This window comes from Actinophytocola sp., assembly GCF_045807065.1.
Lineage (GTDB): Bacteria > Actinomycetota > Actinomycetes > Mycobacteriales > Pseudonocardiaceae > Actinophytocola.
In genome coordinates this window covers 1-10,827 of sequence record NZ_JBJMIE010000582.1, presented here as the reverse complement: position 1 = coordinate 10,827, position 10,827 = coordinate 1, and the positions used below count along the sequence as shown (strand labels likewise).

Here is a 10,827-nt window from a genome sequence, read left to right as displayed (position 1 = left end):
GGCGCGACGAGCGCGGGATGACTCTCGAACCGCACGCGAGCCGGTGCGTGCGCGAAGGGGAAGTGCACGAACTGGTGACCACCGACCACACCGAGACAGCGCCGGGCGCGCGGATCGACCGGGTGGGTTTCCTCGGGTTCGCCGAACTGCACAACGCGGGCGTGCTCGACCGCGGCGACGAAGTCTGGATCGGCGGCCGGCTGGTCGGGACCGTGCACGGGTTCGACGCCTGCCACTTCCCGAACCACTACAACATCCTCGTCCACGCTCCCACCGTCCACACGGGAGCCGACCTCGACCTCGCGCCCGAGGACGCGGTCCGGTTCAGCCAGGGCGCTCGCGGGTCCGCCGGTTGACGGCCAGCAGCACGACCAGCAGCACGACGGGGACGACCTGGGAGACGAGCTGCATGCCGGTGTCGCTGCCCGGCACCAGGTGCAGCTGGTGGTAGACGAGGTGCGGGACGTAGAACAGCAGCGCCGCCAGCAGTGTCGCCCGCACCAGGCGGAACTCCAGGGAGACCGCCGAGTACACGGCCAGCGCGGCGAGTTGGAGGGTCATCAGGCCGAAGTCACGCACCAGGTGCTCGTTGAACGGCGGGAACAACGTGAGCCACGCCCGGTCGGCGGTGGGGAAGCCGGTGTAGAACGACCGGGGCCAGCACGCCGCCCATACCGCGGGCACCCCCTGGACGAGCGCGACGGCCAGCAACCCGGCCCGGAGCCAGGTCCGGCCGGTCATCTCATGTCCACCGGCCGCTGCCACTGGTCGCCACGGTGCCGGTGAGCTGCCGCAGCAGGGCCGAGCGCCGCACCTTGCCGGTGCCCGTGCGGGGCACCTCGTCCCAGGTGAGGACCACCGGGTCGGGGAGGTCGGGCACGACCGTGCGCCACCGCACCGGGTCCAGCGTGCCGTCGGCGGTGACGACCACCGGCAGCGGCGGCCCCGCCGGCCTGCCGAGCAGGACGCACTCGACCACCTCGGGCAGCAGGTCCTCCACGACGTCCTCGGTGCGCAGGCAGCTGCGGCCGGGCACCCGGTCGACCTCGCGGTCCAGCAGTTCCACGCTGCCGTCGCGGTGGTGGACGCCGATGTCGCCCGTGTTCCACCACTCCCCGGCGCACTTGTCCCGCCAGCGCCGCGACTCCCCCACGTAGTCCAGGCAGCGGGCACGGGTGCGGGCCAGCACGAGCCCGGGGTGGCCACGCGGCAGCGGGTCGAACGTGTCGGGGTCGACCACGCGCAGCCGCGTCCGCACCGGGACCGGGTAGCCGAGGTTGCGGCTCGACGCGTGCCCGACGAGCGAGGAGCGGGTGCGGAACCGGAAGGACAGGGGACCGGTCTCGGTCTGCCCCCACCCCTCCATCCACAGTGGACGCCGGTGCGCGGTGGCGTGGAGGTAGGCCCGCATCACCGGCGGGTGCATGGCGTCGTAGGTGCTGACGAACAACCGCACGCGGCGGAACGGGTTGTGCAGTCGCTCGGTCAGCTCCCGGAACCGGACGTAGGTGGCGGGCAGCCCCTCGACGATCGTGGGCGGGTGGGCACGCAGCACCGGGTCGGCGTGGTCGGCGTCGTGCCGGGAGACGATGACGATCTCCCGCGGCCGCAGGCACAGCGCGCTGGCGGTCCAGCAGAACGTCCGCCCGTGCGCGAAGTCGCTGGCGTTGGCCAGGACGTCGTCGCGCCGCACCCCGATGAGCGGGTAGCGCACCGCCTCGAACCGGGCCAGCCTGCCGATGATGGTGCCGGCGGAGTGCACCACCAGCTTCGGCACGCCGGTGGTGCCGGAGGTGTGGTTGATGACCAGCGGCTCGTCGTCGCCGCGACGCACGGGCGCCGGCGCCCGGCTGCCCCGCAGGTCCGCGACGTCGATCGCGCCCGGCACGCGCCCGTCGAGCACGATGACCCGGGGTGCCACGAACGCCAGGCCGGCCAGGTACGGGGTGCTCGTCACGAGGACGGCGGGTGCGAGCCGGGCCAGCAGCACGTCCAGCACGTCCGGGGCGAGCCGCCCGGAGAGCTGCGCCGGCACGGCACCGACCCGCACCGCCGCGCAGGCGAGGAGGTCGTAGTCCCAGTGGCTGTCCTTGACGATCGCGACGCGGTCGCCGCGGCCGACCCCCGCGGCGGCGAGCCAGCCCGCCATCTCCCGCACCAGCTCCGCCAGCTCCGCCACGCCGTACTCCAGCACCTCGGTGCCGTCGGGGGCGACGTCGAACGGCCGGTCGAGGTGCACGCGGGTGGGCACACCCGCCTCGGCGCACTCGTCGAGGAGCAGACCCATGTCCCTCGGCTTCATACCACCGACTCCTCGAGTCGCGGCGCCGCCAGGCGGGCACGGGCCCGGGACGCGGCCCGCGCGCCGGAGCGCACCGCCGCCTCGCTCGACGGGCACAGTGCGAGCCAGTCACCCGCGTAGTCGACCGGGCCGGGTGGGCGGGCGGCGAACCCGGCGCGCAGCCGCAGGGCCCGCGGCGTGGCCTCGGGCAGGGCGTGGCGGAACGCGTGCACGAAGTTGGTCTGCGCCGCGGCGGACAGGCCCGGCACGTACCGGGTGGCGGCGTGCCGCAGCCGGGCGACGACCTCGGTCTTCGGCGCGGTCAGCAGGTCGGGGACCAGCCGGGGGTCGGCCATGAGGCTGAGCAGTCCCCTGCCGGCCGGCGCCCGGCCCGGGTGCTTGACGTGGTCGACGATGATGCCCGACAACACGCTGTCCTCCACCTCCGGCACGAGCAGCGCGTACGGCTGGGACGACCCGGCGATCCCCAGCGGGCGCTCCAGCAGGCAGCTCACCTTCAGCACCGGCGTGAACGTGCACGCGTTCAGGAAAGCCCGTTCCTCGGCCGGTGGGTTGACGTACAGCTCCGCGGCGACCGGCGCCGGCAGGCACAGGAGCACCGAGCGGGCCGTGAGCGTCCGGCCGTCGAGGACCACGCGGGCGCTGTCCCGGTCGGCGACCACCTGGTGCACGCGGGTGTCCAGCGCCACGGGCAGGTCCTCGGCGAGGCGGCGGGCCAGGGTGTCCATGCCGTCCCGGTACGTGCGCCAGTCGTCCGCCGGGCCGGCGGCCCGCAGCAGGCACAGGACCGGCGCGACGGCCGAGCGGGCGGTGGACCAGCCGAAGAAGCAGCCCGTCAGCGGCTGGAACAGGTAGTCGTGCAGGTCCGGGTGGTACTGCCGGCAGAACTCGGCGACCGTCCGCGCGCCCCCGGGTGTCCGCTCGGGACGGTCCAGGTCGAGCAGCTGCCCGGTGCGCACGGTCCACGCCAGCAGCCGGGCGAGGTCGGCGCGGGCCCGCGGGCCGAGACCGGCGCCGGTCAGCAGGGCACGGCCGGTGGCGAGCCCGGGTCGCGCCCGGCCGTCGCGCCACGTGGCCAGCGGCCGGCCGATCCTCGGCACCTCCGCGGTCGAGAACCCCAGCCGGGCCAGCAGTTCCCAGGTGGCGCGGTGGCTGTGCGGGGACACCTGCTCGGCGCCCTCGTCCAGCACGTAGCCGCCGTGCCGGAAGCTGTGCATGCGGCCGCCGACGTGCGGCCGCTCCTCCAGCACCAGGACGTCCACGCCCGCGCGGCGCAGCTCGTGGGCCGCGGTCAGACCGGCGATGCCCGCGCCGACGACCACCACGTCGACGTCGGTCACGCCAGGCTCCAGGCGGCGAGGAGGTTCGCGGCCACCAGCAGCGCGGTGCTCACGCGGTGGACGGTGAACCCGATCCCGCGGGCACGCATGATGTCACCCGCGACGAAGCCGGTCAGGTACTGGCGCAGCCGCTGCACGGTGGCCGGCAGCATCAGCAGCACGAACCACCACGGCGCGAGGCCGGTGGCCGACGCGACCGCGCCGAGGGCGAACTCGGCGAGCGACAGCGCCCCGATGAACACCGCGTTGCCGCGCGGCGAGGTCAGCGCGGCCACGGTCGGCCGGTTGACGGCCCGGTCGCCCTCGACGTCGTTGGTGTTGGAGTAGACGCCGAACATCAGCGGCCCGAACCCGAACAGGATGCCCTGCAGCAGCCAGAAGTCGCTGTACTGCCCGGTGGACAGGCCCAGCGGCGCCAGCACCAGCGCCGCGCCGAGCAGGACGAGGTAGATCTCCTGGCAGCCGTGGTAGCTGATCTTGAGGCCGTAGGAGTACTGCAGCCCGACCACGTAGGTCGCCACCATCAGCACGACCGTCCACACGGGCAGGTGCGGGGCGGTGAGCAACGCCAGCACCCACAAGGCGGCCCCCGCGGCGGCGCTGACCCACGCGAACCGCAGTGCCTGGGCCGGGCTGAGCGCGCCCGCCACCAGCGGCTTGCGTTCCTTGCGGCGCAACGGGTTGTCCGGGCCGTAGTTGCGGATGTCGCTGCCGTCCAGGTAGCCGGTGTAGTCGTCGAGCGCCACCTGGGCCACCATGAACAGGACCTCGCCGAGCAGGAACAGCAGGACGGTCGCCGCCTGCCGCCCCCCGAACCCGGCGACCGGGATCGCGGCGGACAACGTGACGAGGACGGACAGGTAGTAGTCGTAGACGTCGAGCTTGCCCAGCCGGGCGTAGTCGCGGATCCGGCCGGCCCGGCGGACGACCGGGGCGGTGGTCGGGGCGGGTGTCAGCACTGGCCGTCTCCTCGGGTCGGGCAACGCAGGAGCGCGGCGGTGGACCGGTCGCCGCCGTAGTCGATCCGCCTGGTCGTGACGACCTCCGCGCCGGCCAGCAGCGCCTGGTACTCGACCAGGGTCCGCAGCCGGGACCAACGGCTGACCGGCACGTGCGCGTGGTCGTACTCGACGAGCACCACGTACCGGCTGGATGTGGCCAGCGCCTGGCAGGCGGCACGCAGGCGGTCCTCGTCGAGCACGTGCATGAGCACCCACACGCTCACCGCCACGTCGAACTCGCCGTGCCAGCAGGCGTCCTCGACCCGTCCCGCCTGGAACTCCACATTGGACAGTCCGGCGCACGCCGACTGGGCGGCGTCGAGCATGGGCGGGGTCATGTCCAGCGCGACGACGCGGTCGGCGTGCGCGGCGATGACGGGGGTCAGCCGGCCGATCCCGCAGCCCGCCTCCAGCACCGACCGCAGCGGCCGGCCCTCCGCCGCCGCGGCGCGGTCGAGCAGGTCCGCGAGCACCCGCCGGGTCAGCTCGGTGACACCGGCGTTCAGCTCGGCCGGCTGGGAGGCACGCATCACCCTGGCCAGACCCGGGCGCCCGGCCCGCCGCCGCCACTCCGCGGCCACGGCCTCGGCGGTGACCGTGCCGGTGCCGGTGCCGGTGTTGATCCCGCTGCCGGCGCTGGGGTTGATGCCGGTGTCGCTGTCGGTGTCCATGAGGTCGCCGGAGATCACCCCGGCGTCCGCGATGTACTGGGTCGTCACGGCAGCGCCTCCGGTTCCTCTCGTGCCGGCCCCGGGGAGGTCAGCCGGCCCCGGGTGTCCAGCACGCGGCAGCCCGCGGCCGTGAGGGCGGCGGGGTCGTAGCAGCGGTGGCCCTGCAGCAGCACGGCGACGTCGGCGCCGGACAACGCGGCGAGGGTTTCGACCGCGGGGACCGCGACGCCGTCCACGGCGAAGCTCGTGACGTGCGGGTCGTGGAAGGACACCGACGCGCCACGGCGGCGCAGTTCCCGGGCGATCGGCTCGGCCGGCGAGTGCCGGGTGTCGGCGACGTCCGCCTTGTAGGTCACGCCGAGCAGGACCACCCGGGCACCGTCGACCGGCACGTGGTCGCGGGCGAGCAGCGCCGCGGTCCGGTCGACCACGGCGTGCGGTGTCCTGGTGTGCACGTCCCGCGCCGCGGCGAGCAGGTGGAGGGGGTGGCCCGCCTGCTCGGCCCTGGCGGCGAGGTAGCGCGGGTCGACGGGGATGCAGTGCCCGCCGACGCCGGGCCCGGGCCGGAAGGGCGTGTACCCGAAGGGCTTGGTGGCGGCGCAGTCCAGGACGTCCCACACGTCGATGCCGGCGTGGCCGCAGTAGGCGGCGAGCTCGTCGACGAGCGCGATGTTGACGTAGCGGTGGATGTTCTCCACCAGCTTGGCCATCTCGGCCTCGCGCGTACCCCTGGCGACGACCACCGCGTCGACGAACCGGCTGAAGAACGCGACGGCGTACTTGGCGCACAGCGGCGTGCAGCCGCCGATCACCCTCGGCGTGTCACGGATGCCGAAGCGCCGGTTGCCCGGATCGATCCGCTCCGGTGAGAAGGCCAGGTGGAAGTCGGTGCCGACGCGCAGGCCGCTGCCCTTCTCCAGCAGCGGGCGCACGGTCTCCTCCGTGGTGCCCGGGTGGCTCGTGGACTCCAGGACGACCAGCACGCCGGGCCGCAGGTGCGCGGCCACGGCGCGGCTCGCGTCCCGCACCGGGCCGAGGTCGGGGTCGCCGCGCTCGTCCAGTCCGGTGGGCACGCTGATCACGACGGTGTCGGCGGTGGCGAGCACGGCGTCGTCGTCGGTCGCGGTGAACCCGGCCGACCGCATGTCCGCGAGGGCGGCGGCCGGCACGTCGTCGATGTGGGAGACACCGGCGTTCAGGTCGCGGACGACCGGGGGCGAGATGTCGTACCCGGTGACGGAGAGGCCTGCCTCGCAGGCTCGGCGGGCAAGGGGGAGGCCGGCGTGACCCAGTCCCATGATCACCACATCAGGCAAGGAACACTCCGAAGGTGTACGACGATCGGTGCTCCCGCGGGACGGAGAGCACCGATCGTGGCCGGTGGACTCGGGCGGGGAGGTCAGAGCAGTTCGAAGTCGGTCCTGCCGAGGTGGAAGTCCACGCAGGCCTGCAGCACCTCGTCGACGCTCAGACTGCCGTCGCCGTCGGTGTCGATGGTGTCGAACGCGTCGCTCGCCTGCCCCTCCCCCGCGCCGATCGCGGAGATCCAGGCCACGAACTCGTCACGGTCGATCGTGCCGCTCCCGTCCCGGTCGACCATGCCCACGACCGCCTGGACCATGGGCCGCAAATGGTCGCGGAGGACGCGCTCGTCGCTCGCCATCCATTTCTGCGCGGCTTTCTGGAACTGCTCCCACGAGACCGCGCTCGACGAGCCGCCACCGCCGTCGCGCGCGATGTCGTCGTACATACCGGTGAGGGCCTTCTTCAGCTGGGTGGCCCGCTGCGAGTTCGGGCGCTCACCCATGCGCTCGGCGATGTCGTCGGCCTCACGCTCGAAGTCCGACTTCTCCAGGACACCGCTGTGATCGTTGTCCCACCGGTTGAAACGGCGCTGCAACCGATCCTGCACATTCGTATCTGACATGACCGCGGACAAAAGTGGTCCCCTTTCCTTACGATCCCGGAGAGATTCCGAGGCCGGGAACGAGCTGCACACGAAATTGAAAGAGCGAACAGAATATTTCGATTTCCGACCGGACGGCCGATACCGACCTCTGGAGTTTAATCACAGATTTTTCGGCATGGCGACACGAGTTCAGGATCTCACTCGAAAGGGACCGGCACCGGTGGCATATCTCGCCGCCACCTCACGTAGTGCGTCGCCGTCTCTCGCACGGTTACCGAGACGAGTGAACCGGTACGCCGGAATTGTGAACTACGGAACGTGTCGAACGATGCGCGACCACGCACGGAAATATCAGCCGGACGCGCGCGACCCAGCCCCGCGCCGGGGAGCCGGAAATCCCGTGGACGCAGGGCTTCGCGTGTCTTCGTCTGTGCGAGTGCGGGTCGGGCTCGGGTCAGGCCGGGACCCACAGGGTCACGCGCGTGCCGGCGCCGGGACGGGACTCGATCGTGGCGGTGCCGCCGACCTCGGCCATGCGGCCGACGATCGACTCGCCGATGCCGAAGCCGGGCTGGCCGTGGTCCAGGTCGAAGCCCGCGCCCGAGTCGCGGGTGGTGACCGCGACCCCGCCGTCACGGGTCTCGACCGTCACCTCCGCGTCGGAGACGCCGCTGTGCCGGGCCGTGTTGCGCAGGGCGGCGCCGGTGGCCTCGCGCAGTGCGCTGCGGCGGTCGGGGGGCAGGCCGGCGTCGACGCGGGCGTCCAGGCCGTCCAGCCGCAGCTTCGTGCGCAGGCCGTGCCAGGACAGCTCCGTGACCACCCCGACGAGGTCCTCGCTCAGCCGGGTCCCGCGGCGGCGGTCGAGGTCGCGGCGGAGCAGCGCCGCGTACTCCCTGGCGACCTGCCTGTTCCCGGAGGTGTCGGCGAGCAGCGCGAGCGCGTCCAGCGCCGGCAGTGCGGTGTCCTGGATCCGCTGGTCGGCCCTGACCTGCTCGATCGCCCGGCCGCGCCGCACACCGACGGCGAACGCCGCCCACACGCCGCACCCGAACAGCACGGTCACCAGGCCGACGAGCACGTAGTCAGACATGCCCACCCCCGCTGGGCACGTCGGTCCGGACGTCGTGTGCGGACATCTGCGTGGCCATAGGAAGACACTAGGGACCGCGCCGCGGTCGTGGTGACGGTCAATCGCCCCTCAAAGCTCGTCGACCCCGACCAGGCCGTCCTGGATGGCGCGGGCCACCAGCGCCGCCTTCGTCGGCGCCTCCCTGCCGACGCTCGCGTACTTCACCCGCACCCGGTCGAGGTAGGAGTTCACCGTCCGCGTCGACAGGTTCAGCCGCTGCGCGACCATCTCCTTGGACTCGCAGTGGAACCACTGCAGCAGCACGTCGACCTCCCGCGGGGCGAGCCGGGGCCGGTTCGAGCGGGTGTCGGTGCCGAGCGCGCCGGACAGCGCCGGCGGGGTGTACGGCGTGTGGGTGGCCGCCGCCTGGATCGCGGCGACGAGGTGGTGCTCGCCCTCCGCCTTGGTGAGGTAGGTGAACGCCCCGATGTCCAGGCAGGTCAACGCGGTCTCCCGGTCGTCGCGCATCGTGTAGACGACCACCTGCCGGCCGGCGTCGACCAGCCGCTTGAGGTCCCCGTACACCGGGCCGGCGACCCCCAGCTGCAGGTCGAGCACGACCACGTCGGCGCGGTCGCCGGGCTCGAGCCAGGCCGCCCCGGCGTCCTTGCCGGAGGCCACGACCTCGATCGGCGGGGACGCGGCCGCGCACCACGCGCGCACCCCGGCCGTGACCGCGGGGTGATCGTCCACGACGACCACCGTGATCATGTCCGTCCTCCCGGGCCCCACCACGTCGCCTCCACCCAGATCCGGTCCCCCATGACCACCGTGGACGTGCTGATCGCCTCGTCGTCCACCGCGGGCACCGCGTCGGGCGGGGCGTCGGCGACGACGCTGACCGTCACCGTCCCGTCCCGGCCGACGACGGTCAGCCGTGCCGTGCTCTTCGCGGTCGCCAGTGCCGCCACCGCCGGTTCGGTGACCAGGCGGCGGACCTCCGTGGGCATCGGCGGCCGCTCGCCGCGCTCGGCGAACTGCACCGCGACGCCGTTGCGCTCCGCCAGTTCGATGCACGCCCGCAGCTCGTGCAGCAACGGGTCCGGCGTCGTCGGGTCCTCCGCGAACAGGCGCCGCATCCGGGCCGCCTCCACCGCGCACGCCCGGCGCACGGCCTCGTCCGCCGGGTCCAGCGCACCGGACGCCAACCCGCCGAGCAGCGGGGTGACGCTCTCGGCCAGCGCGGCGTAGCGGTCGCGGCGGTCGGCGTGCAGCTGTTCGGCGACCACCTCCGCCGTGCGCAGCGCCTCCCTCGCCCGTGTCGCGGTGGCCGCGCTCGCGGCGACCCTGCGCAGCAGCACCGCGAACACGCAGACGGCCAGCTGGAAGCTCGCGGTGACCGCGGTCTCGTTGACCACCCCGGCGAACGGCACGGCGGCGGCACCGCCGGCCACCACCTGGACGGCCGTGACGCAGTAGTGCGCGGCGAGCAGGCCGGCGAAGACACCGATCCCGCTGCCCAGGGTCAGCAGCACCAGCGGCCAGCCCGCGGTGCCGTAGGACCAGTGCGCCGTCCCGAACCGGTGCCGGGGCGCCACCCCCGCGGTCGCGGCGATCGACGCGGCGAACACCAGCCCCACCACCGGCCACCGCCACCGGCCCAGCCGGCGGTGCCGGACGGTCGTGGCGGCGACCAGCAACGCGACCGCTGCGAACACCGCGATGGCCGCCACCTGCGCGACGATCGAGGTGTAGTTCTCCCGGTTGGCGAGCACGACCGGCACCTGCAGTCCGAACAGGACGGTCAGGGTCACGCCGACGGTCGCCCACCGCAGACCGCCGACGAAGCTCATGGCGATGAGCTCCGTGTTGTCCTCAGGCACCGGACCACTCCATCCGCACCGCGGTACCCCGGCCGGGCCGGCTGGTGATCCGGGTGTTGCCGCCGGTCCTGGCCATCCGCGCGACGAGTGAGCGGGTGACCCCGTAGCGGTGGCCGGACACGCGTTCCGGGTCGAAGCCGGCGCCGTCGTCGCACACCTCCACGACGATCGCGCCGGCCTCGTCGCGGCGGACGGACACCGTCGCCTCGTCGACCCCCGCGTGCCGGACGACGTTGGTCAGCGCCTCCCGGGTGCCGTGGCACAGCGCGGCGGCGATCACGGCGGGCACCTGCGGCGCGCCCTCCGTGCGCCAGGTGATCCGCAACGGGACGTACGCCGCGACGTCCTCGAGCCGGCCGACCAGGTCCACCGGGTGGTCGGACCGCTCCGGGGCGCTGCCGATGACCTCGAGGTCACGCGCGGCCTGCGCCGAGAGCCAGGACGCGCGCTCGCGGACCACGCCGGTGCCGACCATCAGCAGGGTCGCGGAGGCGGTGTCGTGCAACGCCGCCTGGTACTCCTGCTCGTCGGCACGCCGCGCGGCCGCCACCGCCGCGTCCCGCCGCGCCCGCTCCTGCCGCGCCACCATCCGGTCCGCGCGCCGGCCGCTGCGCCGGACGAGCACGAACACGCCGCGGGAGAGCGCGGCCTC

At 73.6% G+C, this 10,827-nt stretch carries 12 protein-coding genes; 1 reads left to right on the top strand and 11 read right to left on the bottom strand.

Annotated elements, in window-relative coordinates; genetic code table 11:
• Nucleotides 1–356 (top strand): DUF6917 domain-containing protein (locus ACJ73U_RS34270; RefSeq protein ID WP_407781901.1); only part of this gene is annotated, 356 nt, incomplete at its 5' end.
• On the opposite strand, the gene ACJ73U_RS34265 is transcribed toward ACJ73U_RS34270, so the two are convergent.
• The 11 genes from ACJ73U_RS34265 to ACJ73U_RS34215 all read right to left on the bottom strand — a co-directional run.
• Nucleotides 325–741 carry a hypothetical protein gene (locus ACJ73U_RS34265; RefSeq protein WP_407781900.1) on the bottom strand — a complete coding sequence of 139 codons (417 nt, stop codon included), beginning with the start codon at nucleotides 739–741 and terminating at the stop codon, nucleotides 325–327. The genes ACJ73U_RS34270 and ACJ73U_RS34265 overlap by 32 nt on opposite strands.
• A 1-nt stretch (nucleotide 742) precedes the next feature.
• Nucleotides 743–2,302 (bottom strand): class I adenylate-forming enzyme family protein, encoded by a 1,560-nt coding sequence (locus ACJ73U_RS34260; RefSeq protein ID WP_407781899.1) that lies wholly within the window; start codon nucleotides 2,300–2,302, stop codon nucleotides 743–745.
• A complete protein-coding gene (locus tag ACJ73U_RS34255) occupies nucleotides 2,299–3,642 on the bottom strand; it encodes a protoporphyrinogen/coproporphyrinogen oxidase (protein ID WP_407781898.1) in 1,344 nt (447 codons plus the stop codon). The genes ACJ73U_RS34260 and ACJ73U_RS34255 overlap by 4 nt, the downstream gene beginning before the upstream one ends.
• On the bottom strand, nucleotides 3,639–4,601 hold the full coding sequence (locus ACJ73U_RS34250; protein ID WP_407781897.1) for a UbiA family prenyltransferase: 963 nt from the start codon (nucleotides 4,599–4,601) through the stop codon (nucleotides 3,639–3,641). The genes ACJ73U_RS34255 and ACJ73U_RS34250 overlap by 4 nt, the downstream gene beginning before the upstream one ends.
• Complete coding sequence (locus ACJ73U_RS34245) at nucleotides 4,595–5,362, bottom strand: class I SAM-dependent methyltransferase (protein ID WP_407781896.1); 768 nt, start codon at nucleotides 5,360–5,362, stop codon at nucleotides 4,595–4,597. Before ACJ73U_RS34245 ends, ACJ73U_RS34250 begins: the two co-directional genes overlap by 7 nt.
• Complete coding sequence (locus ACJ73U_RS34240; protein WP_407781902.1) at nucleotides 5,359–6,621, bottom strand: nucleotide sugar dehydrogenase; 1,263 nt, start codon at nucleotides 6,619–6,621, stop codon at nucleotides 5,359–5,361. The genes ACJ73U_RS34245 and ACJ73U_RS34240 overlap by 4 nt, the downstream gene beginning before the upstream one ends.
• A gap of 92 nt (nucleotides 6,622–6,713) precedes the next feature.
• On the bottom strand, nucleotides 6,714–7,241 hold the full coding sequence (locus ACJ73U_RS34235; protein ID WP_407781895.1) for an EF-hand domain-containing protein: 528 nt from the start codon (nucleotides 7,239–7,241) through the stop codon (nucleotides 6,714–6,716).
• Between the two features lie 436 nt (nucleotides 7,242–7,677).
• Nucleotides 7,678–8,313 (bottom strand): sensor histidine kinase, encoded by a 636-nt coding sequence (locus ACJ73U_RS34230; protein ID WP_407781894.1) that lies wholly within the window; start codon nucleotides 8,311–8,313, stop codon nucleotides 7,678–7,680.
• 108 nt (nucleotides 8,314–8,421) lie between these two features.
• A complete protein-coding gene (locus ACJ73U_RS34225) occupies nucleotides 8,422–9,063 on the bottom strand; it encodes a response regulator (RefSeq protein WP_407781893.1) in 642 nt (213 codons plus the stop codon).
• The gene (locus ACJ73U_RS34220; RefSeq protein ID WP_407781892.1) at nucleotides 9,060–10,175 is read right to left on the bottom strand and encodes a hypothetical protein; all 1,116 of its coding nucleotides are present in this window, start codon (nucleotides 10,173–10,175) and stop codon (nucleotides 9,060–9,062) included. The genes ACJ73U_RS34225 and ACJ73U_RS34220 overlap by 4 nt, the downstream gene beginning before the upstream one ends.
• Nucleotides 10,168–10,827, bottom strand: a 660-nt coding sequence (locus tag ACJ73U_RS34215) for a sensor histidine kinase (RefSeq protein WP_407781891.1), incomplete at its 5' end; no start/stop codon positions are given. The genes ACJ73U_RS34220 and ACJ73U_RS34215, both read right to left, overlap by 8 nt.